The sequence below is a fragment of the Microbacterium sp. NPDC056044 genome (genome assembly GCF_042267145.1).
Classification (GTDB): domain Bacteria; phylum Actinomycetota; class Actinomycetes; order Actinomycetales; family Microbacteriaceae; genus Microbacterium.
Map to the genome: position 1 here is coordinate 233,317 of NZ_JBHJWZ010000003.1, position 15,757 is coordinate 249,073.

Here is a 15,757-nt window from a genome sequence, read left to right on the forward strand (position 1 = left end):
CGGATGGGTAGGCTCGAAGAGGATGAGTGAGACGGATGCCCCGCCTCGCGTGAACGGCAAGCCCGTCGACCCGCGGCTGCTGAGGTACGCGAGCGCCTCTCGCGGCTTCTTCGTCGCGATCGCCGCGATCGCGACCGCGCAGACCGCGGTGATCATCGCGTTCGCGTTCCTGCTGACGCGGGCGATCACCGGAGCGATCGACGGGATGCCGTGGCCCGACCTCGCGCCGACGCTCGGCGCCCTCGCGATCGTGGTCGCGCTGCGTGCGGTGCTGCTCTGGGCGCGCGAAGCCGTCGCCGCACGCGCGGCCGCACGCGTGCAGGGGCAGCTGCGCACCGCCCTCGTCACGGCGATCGGGGTGCTCGGGCCGGAGTGGCTCGGCGCACGAAACTCTGCCGCCCTCGCGGTGACCGCCGGCCGCGGCCTCGACGCCCTCGAGGCGTATTTCGGCCGCTACCTGCCGCAGCTCGTGCAGACCGTGATCGCGACACCGCTGATCCTCGCGGTGATGTGGTGGCAGGACTGGATCTCGGGGCTGACGGTGCTGCTCACCCTCCCCCTCATCCCCATCTTCATGGTGCTGATCGGCCTGGCCACGCGCGCGGTGCAGCAGCGGCAGTGGCAGACGCTCCAGCGCCTCGCCTCGCGGTTCGCCGACACCGTGCAGGGGCTGTCGACGCTCAAGGTGTTCGGGCGGCAGCACCGGGCCGCAGCATCCATCGAACGGGTCACCGGCGAGTACCGCCGCGAGACGATGCGGGTGCTCCGCGTGTCGTTCCTGTCGGGCTTCGCCCTCGAGTTCCTCGCGTCGATCGCGGTCGCGATCGTCGCGGTCTCGATCGGGTTCCGGCTCATCGACGGATCGCTGACCCTCGCGGTCGGACTGTTCGTGCTGCTGCTGGCGCCCGAGGCGTACCTGCCGCTGCGTCAGGTCGGCGTGCAGTTCCACGCCGCGTCCGAGGGCGTCGCCGCGACCGACGACGTGTTCGACGTGCTGGATGCCGCGCGCGGCACCACTGTCGACCTCACCCTCTCCCGCTCCGCTGTCACGGATGGTCGCGGCGGGCGGCAGGATGCGACAGGCGAGCAGAAGGACGGACTCGTTCTGGACGGCGTGCGCGTGCGGCGCGGAGAACGGATGCTGCCCCCCGTCGCACTCACGGCGGCCCCGGGCACCGTCACGCTCGTCGAGGGGCCGAGCGGCGCCGGCAAGTCGAGCCTGTTCGCCGCGCTGCGGGGCGCGGCCGCGTTCGACGGGGACGCGTCGTGGGCCGGCACCGACCTGCGCGCCCTCCCGCCGTCGTCCTGGCTCGCGTGGGCAGGCCAGCGCCCCGGGCTCCTCACCGGCAGCATCGCCGGCAACGTCGCGCTCGGCGACCCCGCACCCGACGCCGACACGGTGCGACGCGCGCTCGACCTCGCGTGCGCCGGTGCGCTCGACCCGGCGCAGGAACTCGGCGTGCAGGGCGCCGGCCTCTCGGGCGGCCAGGCCCAGCGCGTCGCGGTCGCCCGCGCGTTCTACCGGCATCTGCGCGGGAACGCCCCGGTGATCGCGCTCGACGAGCCCAGTTCGGCGCTCGACCCCGAGACCGAGGGCCGGCTGTGGCGCAGCGTGCGCCTGCTCGCCGACGAGGGCGCGACGGTGCTGCTGATCTCGCATCGCATATCCGCCCGCGCCATCGCCGACCACCTCGTCCGCCTCGAGCCGAGCGAGGTGCCCGCATGACCGCGCCTGCGACCTCGGCGGGGGCGGTGCTGCGCGGGGCGATGCCGCCGGCCCGGCGGTTCTGGTGGGCTCTCGCGGCCGGCTTCGCCTCGGAGGCCTCGGCCGTCGCGCTGCTCGCCGTCAGCGCGTGGCTCATCGTGCGCGCGAGCGAGCAGCCGCCGGTGCTGTACCTGTCGGCCGCGGTCGTGGGCGTGCGGTTCTTCGCGCTGTCACGGGCCTCGTTCCGTTACCTCGAGCGGCTCACGGGGCACGACGCGGCCCTGCGCCAGCTCGCCTCGACGCGCGCCGACCTCGTGCGCCGGCTCGTGCCGCTCGCTCCCGACGGCCTGGCCCGCACGCGCCGCGGCTCGGTGCTCGGCGCCCTGGTCGACGACGTCGACGACCTCCAGAACCTGCCGCTGCGCGTCGTGCAGCCCCTGGTCTCGTCGGCGCTGGTCGCCCTCGGCGCCGTCATGCTCGTCGCGTTCGTGTGGTGGCCGGCCGCGCTGACCCTGCTCGCGTGCCTCGTGGTCGCCGCCGCGATCGCGACGCTGTGGGGATGGATGTCGGGGGCCCGCGCCGAGCGCGCCATCGCGCCGCTGCGCGCCCGCCTCGCCGACGCCGTGCTCGACCACATCGGCAGCCTCGACGTGCTCACGGCCTTCGGTGCGGAGGCGCAGAGCCGCGAGCGCATCGCCCGCGCCGACGCCGACCTCCGCCGCGCCATCGTGCGCCGCTCGGGGGCGCAGGCCGGCACCGCCGCGCTCGTCTCGCTCCTCGCCGGCGCCGCGTCCATCGCCGCGGTCGTCGTCGCCGCGCCGGGTGCGGCGTCCGGCTCACTGACCGGTCCCTCCCTCGCGATCATCGTGCTCATCCCGATGGCGGTGTTCGAGGTGTTCGCGTCCGTGCCGATGGCGGCGTCCGCATGGCGGCAGGTGCGCGCGTCGGCCGAGCGCATCGCGGAATCGCTGCCGGCCACCACGCCCGCCGAACTCGCCCCCGAGTCCGTCGAACCCACCGGTGACGCCCCGGCGCTCGGCGACGGCATCCGGCTGCGCGCGGCGAACGTGCGCTGGCCCGCCGCCGCGCACCCCGCCCTCCGCGACATCGACCTCGCGATCCGCCCCGGCGAGCGCGTGCTCGTCCTCGGCTCGAGCGGTGCGGGCAAGAGCACCCTCGCCCACGCGCTGGTGCGGTTCCTCGAGACCGAGGGCGCCTACGACGTCGGCCCCCGCTCGGTGCACGACCTCTCCCCCGACGACGTGCGGCTCACGGTCGGCCTGTGCGAGCAGCATCCGATGCTCTTCGATGAAGACATCCGGCAGAACCTCATCTTCGCGCGCGACACCGCGACGGATGCCGAGCTCGAGGCAGCGCTCGACCGCGTCGGCCTCGGCGACTGGCTGCGCGGACGCGGCGGGCTCGACGCCCGCGTCGGCGAGCGCGGCGCGCTGGTCTCGGGAGGACAGGCGCAGCGGATCGCGCTCGCGCGGGCGCTGCTGCGCGGCTTCCCGGTGCTGGTGCTCGACGAGCCGACGGCGGGCGTCGACCCCGCGGCATCCGATCGCCTCCTCGCCGACCTGCTGGGCGCCGTGCGCGACGACCAGGCCGTGGTGCTCATCTCGCACGTCGCCGTGCCCGACGGGCTCGTCGACCGCATCGTGCGCATCGAGGACGGGCGTCTGGTCGCGGCTCCCGTCACGCCGACCGCATAGGCTCGCAGCGTGAGCGACGGCATCCCGAACCCGCTGCAGGGACTCGAGGCGCAGCTGCGGCGAGCCGACCGGTTCCGCGACACCGTCGACCCCGTCGCCGCGATCGCGGCGTACCGCACGTTCACCGACTTCCTGCGACCGCGTCTGCCCGGGCTGCGGGTGGCGGCGGGGCTGCCCGCAGAGCCCGGCACCCGCCGCGACGGCCGCCTGCTCGCCGAGCGCGACGGCGCCCGCGTCGACCCGGCTGCGCTGAAGCTCTACACGTTCTGGAACACGCCGCTCGCGTCCGCGCCGCCCCTGGTGAGGGCGTGCGTGGGCGAGATGACGCGGCTGCACGCCGACCTGCCGACCTCGCTGACCGTGCTCGACGGCGCCTCGGCGCGGGAGCTGGTGGAGATCCCGGATGCCGTCGCCGCCGCTCTGGAGAAGGACCACCCCGCGCACTTCTCCGACTTCGTGCGCATCAGTGTGCTCGACCGGCTCGGCGGCATCTGGGTCGACGCGACCTGCTGGGCACCGGCGCCGCTGCCCGACGCGGTGGCTCCCCTCCTCACGGCCGGCGCGCTGTACCCCCGCTGGACCCGCCGCCAGATCGGCAACTGGTTCATCGCCGCCGTTCCGGCCACGCCGCTCATCCGGCTGCAGAAGCTCGCGCTCAAGGCGTGGTGGGAGTCCGACGGCGGCATCCCCGACTACTTCCTCTACCACCGCATCTTCGAGGTGCTGCTGGATCTCGTGCCCGAGTTCCACGGACAGTGGGATGCTGCGCCCACGCTGTCCGGCGCCGCCGGCCACCTCCTCCAGCTCGGCATGATGCAGCCGTGGGAGCCCGACGCGGTGCGCTTCGTCGCGGGCGCGTCGATCGTGCAGAAGCTCAGCTACAAGTACGACGAGGTGCCGCCGGGGTCCGTGCTCGAGCGCCTGGTGTCGCAGCGGCCGCTGCTCGCCGGCTGACGCGGGTCAGGGTGCCTCACGCCCCGAGTTGGACGCGGGCGCTGCGACCGCCGCCTCCGCCCCGGCGTCGACGACGGCCTCCGCGGTCGCGGTGATGCGCCGCGCCATGCCCGCGAAGATGAACCCGTGGAACGGCAGCACGGCGAGCCAGTAGAGCCGGCCCGCGAGTCCCCGCGGGAAGTACACGGCGCGCTGGTCGTAGCGTGAGCCGCCGCGGTCGCCGTCGGGCGACGCCTTCAGCTCGAGCCACGCGAGCCCCGGCACCTTCATCTCGGCCCGGAGGCGCAGCATCCGTCCCGGTTCCAGAGCCTCGACCCGCCAGAAGTCGAGCGCGTCGCCGACCGCGAGCCGCTCCTTGCTGCGCCGGCCGCGGGCGAGGCCGATGCCGCCGACGAGGCGGTCCATCCAGCCGCGCACAGCCCACAGCAGCGGCGAGGAGTACCAGCCGTTCTCGCCGCCGATGCCCACGATCACGCCCCAGAGCGCCGCGGGCGACGCCGGCGTGTGGGCGGTGCGCACATCGGTGTACGCGACCCTGCCGGCCCAGTCGGGGTCGTTGGGCAGCGGGTCGCTCGGCGCGCCGAGCACCTCGGCGTCCTGCCAGCTCGTCTCGATCGCGTCGGCCTCGACCCGGCCGAGCGCGAGCCGCACGGCCGTGCGGTACGGCGTGAGGCCGCCTTCGGGCGGCGGGATGAGCGCGTCGACCGCGTGGTCCTTCACGATGCACTCGTTCTGCAGCGACTCGACGAGCGGGCGCGCAATCGACCGGGGAATCGGCGTCACGAGGTTCACCCAGTGCGATGCGAGTCGTGGCGTGAGCACCGGCAGCGCGGCGATGGGGCGCTGCGGCAGGCCCGCCTCGACCGCGTACCCGTTCATCATCTGGCCGTACCGCAGCACGTCCGGTCCGCCGATGTCGACAGCCCGGTTCACGTCGGCCGGCAGCCGCGCGGCGCCCAGCAGGTAGTGCAGCACGTCGCGCACGGCGATCGGCTGGATGCGGTTGCGCACCCACTTCGGCGCCGGCATGTACGGCAGCACCTCGGTGAGGTGACGGACCATCTCGAACGACGCCGAGCCCGACCCGATCACGACGCCCGCCTGCAGCACGATGGTCGGCACGCCGCTCTCGAGGAACGTCTCGCCAACCTCGACCCGCGAGCGCAGGTGCGGCGACAGGGTCAACTCGTCGGGGTGCAGTCCGCCGAGATACACGATTCGGCCCACGGATGCTTCGACCGCGGCCTTCGCGACGGTCTCGGCGGCGCGGCGGTCGGCGTCGGCGAACCCCGCACCGGCCGACATCGAGTGGACGAGGTAGTAGAGCACGTCGACATCGCGCGCGGCCTCGGAGACGGATGCCGCGTCCGCGGCGTCGCCGCCGACGACCTCGACGCGATCGCCCCACGGCAGCGCCGCCGCCCGCGCCGGGTCGCGGGCGAGCACGCGCACCTGGTACCCGGCGTTCAGCAGTCGCGGCACGAGGCGCCCGCCGATGTAGCCGGTGGCACCGAGCACGAGCGCGCGCGGGGCCGAGCCGTCCGCTCGCGGCTGGGCGGTCAGTGCCGGCTCACGGCCGGTCGGCGCCGAGACATCGTCCACGCCCGCAGACTACGGGAGCTCGCGGGACGCCCCAACGGCTTGACGCCCGGTGCTCGAAGGCGTAGGTCAGAGGCGCGTCGCGAAGACCTGGGTGCCCTCCGGCGACGGCAGCGGCTCGAACCCGACACGCGGGTAGAACGCGATCGCGCCGGTGTTGTCGGAGGACGCGACGAGGTGCAGGCCCCGAACGCCGGCGGTGCGCAGGGCGTCCTCCAAGGTCTCGATGAGGCGGCGGCCGAGTCCCTGTCCCTGCGTCTCGGGCAGCAGGTCGATGTGGAGGTGCGCCGGATACTCGTCGCCGAACGGCTGCGCGCCGCCCTGCCGCGCGTACGCGTAGCGGACGATGCCGTCCTGCCGCGACGCGCTCACCGGCAGCGGGTCGCCCTCGGGCCTCGGCCAGCGTTCGGCGAACCGCGGCCACCACTCGGTGCGGAACCAGTCCTCGAACGCGGCGGAGTCCGGCGCACCGACGATGTAGCCCACGACGCGTCCGTCGTCGGTCTCGACGACGAAGGCGAACTCGGGGTGGCGCGCCGCGTACGGCAGGACGAAGATCTCGGCCCAGAGATCGTCGTCGTCGAGCAGCCCGGTGGCGTCGGCGCCCGCGTCCGCGGTCTGGAGGCAGATCTCGGCGAGCGCGGCTTCGTCGCCGCGACGGAAGGGTCGGATTCGCATCACCGGCCGAGTCTACGACCCGCGCTCGGAGACCTCGCGTCAGGGCTCGGCGACGAACCGGACGTCGGCGGGATCGACGCGCAGCGTGATCGGGGCACCGGGCGCGAGGCCCGCGGCACGGTCGGCGGCGACGTCCACCGCGACATCGGGCTCGGCGGTGCGCACCCGCACGCCCGCGGGCGTCTGCTCGAGCCGCACGATGTGCGCCGTCCACTCGCCCGCCTGGCGCGGCGGTCCATCGATGACCCGCACGTCGCTCGGGCGGAAGACGGCGGCAAGCGACGGATGCTGCGCCTCCGCGGGCGCCGGGAGCTCGAGGCTCCCGGCACGCCAGGTCGAGGCATCCGCTCGCCCGGGGACCCGGTTGAGGCCCGCGACCGCCGCGGCGAACCGGGTCGCCGGGGACGCGAGCACCTCGCGCACCGGGCCGGACTGCGTGACCAGCCCCTCTTCGAGAACGACGAGGCGGCTCGCGAGGGCGACCGCGTCGACGGCGTCGTGGGTCGCGACGACCGCGGTCGTACCGGTCGCCGCGAGCTGCTGGTGCAGGAGCGCGCGCACGTCGGCGGCCGTCTCGGTGTCGAGCGAGGTGAGCGGCTCGTCGAGGAGGATCGCGGCGGGCGTCGTCGCGAGCGCCCGCGCGAGCGCGACGCGCTGCTGCTGGCCGCCCGACAACTGCGCGGGCCGGCGCCTGCCGAGCTCGTCGAGGCCGACGCGGCGGAGCCAGTCCGCGGCACCCTCCGCGGCGGCGGTCTTCGTCGCCCCGTGCACGCGCAGCCCGAAGGCGACGTTGTCGAGCGCGCTGAGGTGCGGGAAGAGGCGCGGATCCTGCCCGAGCAGCACCACCCCGCGCGACGCGGGCGGCGTGCGGCGCGACGGCGACGCGTCGAGGGTGCGCGCGCCCAGCCGCACGTGACCCTCGTCGAACCCCGTCAGCCCCGCGAGCACTCCGAGCAGCGTCGACTTGCCGGCGCCGCTCGGTCCCATCAGTGCGACGACCGATCCGGCCGGCACCTGCAGCACCGCGTCGAGGGCGAACCCGCCCCGGCGCACCACGACGCGGGCGTCGAGCCCGGCTGCGGCGCGGGCCGCAGCAGCCGTCCGCCCTTCGGACGCGACCGCGCTCATCGCGGAGCCTCCGCCCGCCACGCGCGCACGAGCAGCAGCACGCCCACCGCGGTGACGAGGAGCAGCAGCGACAGCGCGACGGCGGTGCCCTGCGAGACGCCGGCGCCGTTGAAGGCGGTGTAGATCGCGAGGGGCATGGTCTGCGTGACCCCCGGCGCGTTGCCGGCGAACAGCGCGGTCGCGCCGAACTCGCCGATGGCTCGCGCGAAGCACAGGACGATGCCGGCGACGAGGCCGGGGGCGGCCAGCGGCAGGGTCACGCGGGCGAGGATCGTCCAGCGCCCGGCGCCGAGCCCCGCGGCCGCCTGCTCGAACCCGACGCCGGTCGACCGCAGCGCGCCCTCGAGGGCGAGCACGAGGAACGGCAGCGCGACGAAGGTCTGCGCCATGACGACAGCACCCGTCGTGAACGGGATGCGGATGCCCCATTCCCCGAGGATCCCGCCGAGCCAGCTGGTGCGGCCGAACAGGAACAGCATGGCGACGCCGCCGACCATCGGCGGCAGCACGAGCGGCACCGTCACCAGAGCGCGCAGCACGGCGGCCGTCCGGACGGTGCTCCGCGCGATGAGGAGCGCCAGCGGCACCCCGAGCACGACGCACACGACGGTCGCCACCGCGCCGGTCGTGAGCGACAGCCCCAGGGCCGACAGCGCCTCGGGCGAGGTGACGTCGCTCCAGAGCGTCCCCCACTCGACACGCAGCACGAGCGCGCCCAGCGGCAGCACGAGAAGCGCGAGCCCGATGACCGCCGGCACGGCGAGCACGCGCGGTACGAACCCCGCGCGCTCCGAGCGCGCGGGGACGTACGTCGCGCCGGTGGTCACGGCGCCCCGAAGCCGAGGGCCGCGAGCACCTCCTGCCCCTGGTCGCTGAGCACGAACGCGACGAACGCCTCGGCGATCTCGGGGTCGGCCGCGGCGGACAGCGCCACGATCGGGTACCGGTTGACGACCTCGTCGGCCCCGTCGACCTCGACCGTGTCGACGTCGTCCGTGGTCGCAGCATCCGTCACGTACACGAGTCCCGCGTCGGCCTCGCCGGCCGCCACCTTCGTGAGCACCGCTGTCACGTTCTGCTCATAGCTGTCGACGCTCGGCGTGACGCCCGCGTTCGACAGCAGCGTCGTCGACGCCGCACCGCAGGGCACCTCGGCGGCGCACAGCACCACGGTGAGGTCGGCGTTCGCGAGGTCGTCGAGGCCCTCGACGCCGCCGGGGTTGCCGGCGGGCACGACGAGCACGAGCGTGTTGGTCGCGAACAGCTCGGGGCCCGACGCGAGCCCCTCGTCGACGACCTTCTGCATGTTCTTCTCGTCGGCCGACGCGAACACGTCGACGGGTGCGCCCTCGATGATCTGGGTCGCGAGCGTCGACGAGCCGTCGTACGTGATCGGCTGGACATCGACGGACGGATGCTGCGCCTCGAACTCCGTCGCCAGCCCGTCGAACGCCGCCTTGAGCGACGCCGCCGCGGAGATCGTGAGGTCGCCCGCGAGCTCCGGCTCGGCGGACGCGCTCGGCGCGGCGCTCGCGCCCGGGTCCTGATCGGCGCTGCCCGTGGCGCAGCCGGTGAGCAGCAGCGCGAGGGACGCGAGGACGACGGACGTGCGCAGCAGCGTGGAGCGGGCCATATCAGCCTTTCGGGGTTTCGACGATGACTGTCGTCGCCTTGACGACGGCGACGGCGAGCGAGCCGGGCTCGAGGCCGAGCTCGCGCACCGCCTCGGACGACATGAGGGAGACCACGCGGTGGGGGCCGGACTGGATGTCGACCTGGGCCATGACGCCGTCGACCTGCACACGGGTGACGAGCCCGACGAAGCGGTTGCGGGCGCTCGAGAGCACGTCGGCGGGGTCGTCCGGCGTCGCGGCGAGTTCGACCGCGTGCGCGGCGAGGGCGTCTCCGGGGATCTCGGCCGGTGAGGCTCCGGTGATGGGCAGGGTGCCGGCGTCGACCCACCGGCGCACGGTGTCGTCGCTCACACCGAGCAGGCGTGCCGCCTCGGAGATCTTGTAACTGGCCACGGCATCACGGTAGCACCGTAGATGCGGGCGAATTCACCTGTTTCCGCCGCTGACGCGGCATTCGAACAAGCGGCGGGGGAAAGCCGAGAGCCCGGGGTCGCCGATGCGGCGATCCCGGGCTCAGGGCTGGTGCACCCGTAGGGGTCAGGGAATGCGGATCGAGGCCGTGACGGCGTCGCGCTCCCGCTGGCTCTGCTGAACCTCGTCGACTTGGTGGAGCGTGTACCGACGGGTCTCGCGCGCCGTCAGGGCGGAGATCACGGCGACGAACATGAGCCCGAGGCCGAGCAGCGCCGGGCCGATCCAGTTCTGCAGGTCCTCGCCCGCCAGAGCGGTCGAGGCGACCGGCCCGATCGCACCTGCGATCGCGAAGCCGATCTGCGTGCCGACAGCGAGGCCCGAGACGCGCACGCGGTTCGGGAACATCTCCGCGAAGAACGCGGGCCACGCGGCGTTGGCCGTCGAGTAGAAGAAGCCGTTGCAGAGGATGCCGAGGACGAAGATCAGCGGCCAGTTGCCCTGGGTGATGGCCCAGAGGTAGGGCACGGTCGTCACACCGGCGCCGATGGCGCCGACGATGAAGACGGTCTTGCGTCCGATGATGTCGGCGACGTAGCCGGCGAGCGGGGTGTACAGCAGCGCGAGCAGGCTCGCGAGAACAGGCACCCAGAGCATCGTGGCCTTGTCCAGCCCGTAGCCGGTCGTCGCGAAGGCGACCGAGAACGTGGCGAACAGGTAGCTGACGCCGGCGATGATGGCGCAGGCGGCGACACGGATGATCGTGAGCCAGTGGAAGCGCAGGACCTGCTTCATCGGAGGGAGCTCTGCCTTGAGCGCCTGCGCCTCGATGAACGCGGGCGGCTCCTCGAGGTTTCGGCGGATCAGGTAGGCGACGACGACGACGATGGCCGAGAGCCAGAACGGCACGCGCCAGCCCCACGACAGGAGGGCTTCTTCGGGCAGCGCCGCGAACGGGATGAAGACGGCGGTCGCGAGCAGTCCGCCCGAAGCCGATCCGCTCGTCACGAAGCTCGCAGTGAAGGCCCGACGGTGATCGTGGGCGTGCTCGAGGCTCATCGAGATCGCACTCGCCTGCTCACCCGAGACCGACAGGCCCTGGATGAGCCGGATCAGCACGAGAAGGATGGGCGCCAAGACGCCGATCTGCTCGTACGTCGGCAGGCAGCCGATGATGAACGTGCACACGCCGATGCCGAAGAGGGTCAGCATCATCACGAACTTGCGGCCGAAGCGGTCTCCCAGCGGGCCGAGGATGAAGGCGCCCAGCGGCCGCACGACGTATCCGACGGCGAGCGTCGCCATGCTGAGGAGCACGCGGATGCCCTCGGGCAGCTCGGGCGGGAAGAAGAGGTCGTTGAGCACGAGCGCTGCCGCCGTGCCGTAGACGGCGAAGTCGTAGTACTCCAGCGTCGTTCCGACCCAGGAGGCGATCGCCGCCTTTACTGGGGTCTTCTTCGGAGTGGTGGTGGTGGTGGTCATCTCGCCTCCATTGGCGGGTCGGGGGGCACGGTCGGGTGCCGTGAGCGTTTCTGTGGGGGTGGGGGCAAGTTTTGCTTGTCGTCGAAGGGTATGGAGATGTCGAGCGGGAAGACAAGCATTGTGCCAAGCCTGTGCCAGCGAACCGTGGAACCTCAGTGATTTAGCGGCACAGCCGTCACACCAGGCACCTTCCTGTGCCAAGCCCGTTGCCACGATGCGCGGCTCGGCCAAGCCGGGATCAGTCGGCGAGGATGCGCTGCAATGTCGTGACGGAGACGCGCCGCCGCGCGGAGTCGGCCGGTTTCGCGAGGTCGGCGATCGTGGTGCGACCGACGCCCGTGCGCTCGGCGATCGCCCGCACCGAGAGGCCCTGCTCCACCCAGGTACGGATGCGGCGGGCCGCCTCGGAGGCGTCGATCGTCTCGGAGCGCGGCGGGATGCCGGCGGCTCGCGCGATGCCGCGCTTGTAGGCGGCGCGCGCGGCGCTGCAGGTCTGGCCCACGGGGTCTCCGGGGCAGAGCCGCGGGTCGCGGCATCCGAGCAGGTAGCCGTTCGAGGTGCCGTGCTCGATGGGCCGCCAGCGGCCGGCCTGGCGCTCGGCCGTGTAGGTGCTGAGGTAGCGGCGACGCGCCTCGGCGCACGTGATCTTCCCCTGCCTCCAGTGGGGGCACGAACGGTTCTCACGGCACCCGCGCTGGTAGCCCCACGTGGTGCCGTGGACGAGGGCTCGCCCCTCGCCGGCCGCCGCCGGCGGGCTCGCGCGCTTGCCTGCCGGCGCGTGCCGCGGAATCGGCTGGTCCTCGGGCAGCCTGCTCAAGGCGAAATCGGCGCGGCGCGCGATCACCGCCTCTGCGCACGTCAGGAACTGCGGCGACTCGTGGAAGCGGCAGGACGCGCGGCTGCGGCATCCGTCCCGATAGCCCGCCGCGGAGCCGTGCACCGTGTCGCCGGCGACGGTCATCGCGATGCGGGTCCTGCGGCGAGGCGCGCTCTCCCGGTGCCGGGACGCGCGGTCCCCGCGGCGGACCTCACGCGTACTCCTTGCGCGCCTTGATCCCGCGCGCGGCCGCGGTCACGATCCTGTCCACCCGCTGATCGGCCCGCACCGTGACGCCGCTCTCGGTGACGCGCAGCGGCTCGAGCGTGCGCAGCTGGTCGTCGAGGAGCCCGACCGGCATGAAGTGGTCGGGGCGCATGACCAGCCGCTTCGAGAGCACCGCGGCCGGAGCGTCGAGGTGCACGAAGAACGCGGACGGCGCGACGGAGCGGATGATGTCGCGGTACACGACCCGCAGCGCCGAGCAGGCCATCACCATGCCGCCCGCCTCGTGGCGCCGCAGCGTCGACCCGACGGCCTGCAGCCACGGCCGCCGGTCGTCGCCTGAGAGCGGCAGGCCGGCGGTCATCTTCGCGATGTTCTCGGCCGGATGCAGGTCGTCGGCGTCGGCGAAGGGCACCCCGAGGCGCTCGGCGAGAAGCTCGCCGATCGTCGACTTGCCTGACCCCGAGGCGCCCATGACGACGATGAGGGGTGCGGTCACCCAGTAGGAGGGAGCCATGTCAGAACCTCAGCAGCACCTTGCTGGACGAGCCGCTGTCGGCGGCCACGGCGAGCGCGTCCAGGGCCTCGTCGAGCGGGTACTCGTGCGAGACGACGGCGTCGATCTGGAGCGACCCGTCGGCAAGGGCAGCGATCACGCTGTCGATCTCGTCGTGGAACCGGAACGAGCCGACCACGTCGAGCTCCCTCGTGATGGCGGTCGCGAGCGGGACCGAGACGTCGCCGTCGGGGAGCAGGCCGACCAGCACCACACGGCCGCCGCGCGTGGCGGCCGACAGCGCCGATGCGACGCCGCGCGGGTTGCCGGACGACTCGAACACGATGTCGGCATCGGCCGCCGCGATCTCGTCCGCCTGAGATGCCAGCAGGGTGCGGGTCGCGCCGACCCGCTCGGCCACCTGGAGGGCGTACGGCTGGACGTCGACCGCGATGATCTCGGACGCGCCCTGCGCCGCCGCGACGGCGACGATCAGCGCGCCGATGGGGCCGGACCCCACCACGAGCACGCGTTTGCCCGCGACGGTGCCCGCGCGCCCCACGGCGTGCCAGGCGACGCTCGCCGGCTCGATCAGCGCCGCCGTCCGCAGCGGGAGCGATGCGGGGAGCGGACGCAGCATCGACACCGGCAGGGCGATGCGGTCGGCGAAGCCGCCGTCCTTGTGCGGGAACCTCGCGGCGGACCCGAGGTAGCTGACGCCGCCGGAGATGTTCGGGCGCGCCTCGGGGAAGCGCTGCGGGGACTCGCCGTACGTGGCCGGATGCACGGCGACCGGGGTGCCCTGCGCCGGGCCGGTGCCGTCGGCGGCGGGGGTCTCGACCACGCCGACGACCTCGTGGCCCAGGACCATCGGGGCGCGCAGGATGCTCTGGCCGGCGGCGCCGTGCTTCCAGTAGTGCAGATCGGAGCCGCAGATGCCGCCGTACGCGATGCGCAGCACTGCCTCGTCGGGAGCGGGATCGGGTGCGGCGACCTCGTCGATGCGGACGTCGTTCGCGGCGTGCACGACGAGCGCGCGGGTGCGGAGCGCCGGGGCGCCGGGGTTCGGGTGCTCAGACGACAACGCTCATACCTCCGTCGATGAAGATGACCTGTCCGTTGACATAGCGGGACGCGTCGGAGGCGAGCCACACCGCGGGACCGACGAGGTCGTCGACCTCGCCCCAGCGACCCGACGGCGTGCGGCCGACCACCCACGAGTTGAAGGCCGCGTCGTCGATGAGCGCCTGCGTCATCTCGGTGCGGATGTACCCGGGCGCGATGCCGTTGATCTGCAGTCCCCCGCTCGCCCACTCCGCGGTCATCGCCCGGGTGAGGTTGCGCAGGCCGCCCTTCGCGGCGGTGTACGGCGCGATGGTGGGCCGCGCCAGATCGGTCTGGATCGAGCAGATGTTGATGATCTTGCCGGCGCCGCGCCCGAGCATCCCCCGCGCCACGGTCCGCCCGACGAGGAAGGGCGCCGTGAGGTCCAGCTCGATCACGCGCCGCCAGTCGGCAGCGGCGAGCTCGGTCATCGGCTGACGGTGCTGCACCGCCGCGTTGTTGACGAGGATGTCGATGCCGCCGGTCTCGGACTCGATGCCGGCCACGGCCTCCTCGACGGCGTCCTCGTCGGTGATGTCGAAGGCGCGACCCGTGAAGCGCCGCTCGGGGTGGCGCTCTGCCAGCGCCGCGACGGCGCGCTCGACGCCCTCGGCGGTCGTGCCGTTGACGACGATGTCGGCGCCGGCGGCGGCGAGGCCGTCCGCGAGCGCGGACCCGATGCCGCGGGTGGAGCCCGTGATGAGGGCGGTTCTTCCCCGCAGGTCGAACAGAGAGGTGGTCATCGCGCGGCCTTTCAGTAGAACTCGACGGTGTCGACGACGTTGCGCAGCGGCCTGCCGTCGAGGAGGCGCGTGGCGTTGTCGGCGAAGAGCTCGGCGATGCGGCGCTCTTCGCGGGGGTCGAGTGCCGCGGTGTGCGGGCTCACGAGCACGTTGGGGTGGTCCCACAGCGGGCTGGTGCCGGCGAGCGGCTCGACGGCGAAGACGTCGAGGGCGGCGAAGCCCACACGGCCGTCGGCCAGGGCGCGCACCAGCGCGTCCTCGTCGATGACGGTGCCGCGGCCGACGTTGACCACGATGGCGCCGGGCTTCACGGCGTCGAACACCGCGTCGCCGACCAGTCCCTCGGTGGCGGTCGTGCCGGGCAGGGTGACGACGATCGCGTCGGCCTGCGGCAGGTACTCGGCGAGCCGGTCGATGCGCTCCCCCACGGTGCCTTCGGGTGCCCCTTCGCCCGAGCGGCTGAACCCGATGACGTTCGCGCCGAGCAGGCTCAGCGTGCGCGCGGTCTCTCGCCCGATGCCGCCGAGGCCCAGCACGACGATCGTCATGTCGGACACCTGCTTCATGGCCCACCGGCCGGTCCACCGGCGCCAGCGCTGCTGCGCGGCGAGCCGGGGAAGGTCCTTGGCCCCGGCCAGCACGCCGAACACCGCGAACTCCGCGAGCGGGCGCCCGTGCACGCCGGCGCTCGTGGTGAAGGTCACGCGCTCCAGCTCCCGCGATTCCAGCTCGGCCGCGCGCACCTGCGCGCCGCCGCCGGCGGCCATGGTCTGCACCCAGCGCAGGCCCGGGTTGGCGCGCACCGTGCGGGCGAGCGCGGCGGAATCGACATCGGGGATGCCGTACAGCACGTCGGCCGAGTCGACGAGCGCGTCGAACTCGCGCTGCTGCTCGGCGGTGCGCCGGAACGACGGGTCGCCGGAGAAGTCGGCGGCGTGCCGCATCGGCGGAAGGAGGTCGTGGTCGACGATGAGGTCGATGCGCGGCTCGGCATCGGTGATGACGGGAGCGAGTGCGGGATCGAAAGGTGCGGCGACGACGACGCGCAGGCGGTCGGACATGTTCT

Annotated in this window: 15 protein-coding genes; 3 read left to right on the forward strand and 12 right to left on the reverse strand. The window is 73.5% G+C overall.

The window, feature by feature from the left end; all coding sequences use genetic code 11:
- Positions 1 to 22 precede the first annotated feature (22 nt).
- The 3 genes from cydD to ACFC1I_RS09875 are packed head-to-tail and all read left to right on the forward strand — an operon-like array spanning position 23 to position 4,374.
- Positions 23 to 1,726, forward strand: a complete 1,704-nt coding sequence (gene cydD, locus ACFC1I_RS09865) for a thiol reductant ABC exporter subunit CydD (protein ID WP_376008469.1) — start codon at positions 23 to 25, stop codon at positions 1,724 to 1,726.
- The gene (gene cydC, locus ACFC1I_RS09870; RefSeq protein WP_376008471.1) at positions 1,723 to 3,420 is read left to right on the forward strand and encodes a thiol reductant ABC exporter subunit CydC; all 1,698 of its coding nucleotides are present in this window, start codon (positions 1,723 to 1,725) and stop codon (positions 3,418 to 3,420) included. The genes cydD and cydC overlap by 4 nt, the downstream gene beginning before the upstream one ends.
- Before the next feature lie 9 nt (positions 3,421 to 3,429).
- Positions 3,430 to 4,374: a capsular polysaccharide synthesis protein gene (locus ACFC1I_RS09875; RefSeq protein ID WP_376008473.1), complete on the forward strand. Its 945-nt coding sequence runs from the start codon at positions 3,430 to 3,432 to the stop codon at positions 4,372 to 4,374.
- Positions 4,375 to 4,380: 6 nt separating this feature from the next.
- On the opposite strand, the gene ACFC1I_RS09880 is transcribed toward ACFC1I_RS09875, so the two are convergent.
- The 12 genes from ACFC1I_RS09880 to ACFC1I_RS09935 form a co-directional block, all read right to left on the reverse strand.
- Positions 4,381 to 5,976, reverse strand: coding sequence for an SDR family oxidoreductase (locus ACFC1I_RS09880; RefSeq protein ID WP_376008475.1), 1,596 nt, complete (start codon positions 5,974 to 5,976; stop codon positions 4,381 to 4,383).
- Between the two features lie 66 nt (positions 5,977 to 6,042).
- Positions 6,043 to 6,654, reverse strand: coding sequence for a GNAT family N-acetyltransferase (locus tag ACFC1I_RS09885; RefSeq protein ID WP_376008478.1), 612 nt, complete (start codon positions 6,652 to 6,654; stop codon positions 6,043 to 6,045).
- A 36-nt stretch (positions 6,655 to 6,690) separates the two neighbouring features.
- Positions 6,691 to 7,779 carry a sulfate/molybdate ABC transporter ATP-binding protein gene (locus ACFC1I_RS09890; RefSeq protein ID WP_376008480.1) on the reverse strand — a complete coding sequence of 363 codons (1,089 nt, stop codon included), beginning with the start codon at positions 7,777 to 7,779 and terminating at the stop codon, positions 6,691 to 6,693.
- Positions 7,776 to 8,606 (reverse strand): ABC transporter permease, encoded by an 831-nt coding sequence (locus tag ACFC1I_RS09895; protein WP_376008482.1) that lies wholly within the window; start codon positions 8,604 to 8,606, stop codon positions 7,776 to 7,778. Before ACFC1I_RS09895 ends, ACFC1I_RS09890 begins: the two co-directional genes overlap by 4 nt.
- Complete coding sequence (gene modA, locus ACFC1I_RS09900) at positions 8,603 to 9,412, reverse strand: molybdate ABC transporter substrate-binding protein (protein WP_376008484.1); 810 nt, start codon at positions 9,410 to 9,412, stop codon at positions 8,603 to 8,605. Before modA ends, ACFC1I_RS09895 begins: the two co-directional genes overlap by 4 nt.
- A gap of 1 nt (position 9,413) precedes the next feature.
- On the reverse strand, positions 9,414 to 9,806 hold the full coding sequence (locus tag ACFC1I_RS09905; protein ID WP_376008486.1) for a molybdopterin-binding protein: 393 nt from the start codon (positions 9,804 to 9,806) through the stop codon (positions 9,414 to 9,416).
- 144 nt (positions 9,807 to 9,950) lie between these two features.
- Positions 9,951 to 11,306 (reverse strand): MFS transporter, encoded by a 1,356-nt coding sequence (locus ACFC1I_RS09910; protein WP_376008488.1) that lies wholly within the window; start codon positions 11,304 to 11,306, stop codon positions 9,951 to 9,953.
- A gap of 238 nt (positions 11,307 to 11,544) precedes the next feature.
- A complete protein-coding gene (locus ACFC1I_RS09915) occupies positions 11,545 to 12,267 on the reverse strand; it encodes a helix-turn-helix domain-containing protein (RefSeq protein WP_376008490.1) in 723 nt (240 codons plus the stop codon).
- A 67-nt stretch (positions 12,268 to 12,334) separates the two neighbouring features.
- Positions 12,335 to 12,865, reverse strand: a complete 531-nt coding sequence (locus ACFC1I_RS09920; protein WP_376008492.1) for a gluconokinase — start codon at positions 12,863 to 12,865, stop codon at positions 12,335 to 12,337.
- A 1-nt stretch (position 12,866) separates the two neighbouring features.
- On the reverse strand, positions 12,867 to 13,928 hold the full coding sequence (locus ACFC1I_RS09925; protein ID WP_376008494.1) for an L-idonate 5-dehydrogenase: 1,062 nt from the start codon (positions 13,926 to 13,928) through the stop codon (positions 12,867 to 12,869).
- Positions 13,918 to 14,691, reverse strand: a complete 774-nt coding sequence (locus ACFC1I_RS09930; protein WP_376008496.1) for an SDR family oxidoreductase — start codon at positions 14,689 to 14,691, stop codon at positions 13,918 to 13,920. The genes ACFC1I_RS09925 and ACFC1I_RS09930 overlap by 11 nt, the downstream gene beginning before the upstream one ends.
- An 11-nt stretch (positions 14,692 to 14,702) precedes the next feature.
- The gene (locus ACFC1I_RS09935; RefSeq protein ID WP_376008498.1) at positions 14,703 to 15,752 is read right to left on the reverse strand and encodes a D-2-hydroxyacid dehydrogenase; all 1,050 of its coding nucleotides are present in this window, start codon (positions 15,750 to 15,752) and stop codon (positions 14,703 to 14,705) included.
- Between the last annotated feature and the right edge of the window lie 5 nt (positions 15,753 to 15,757).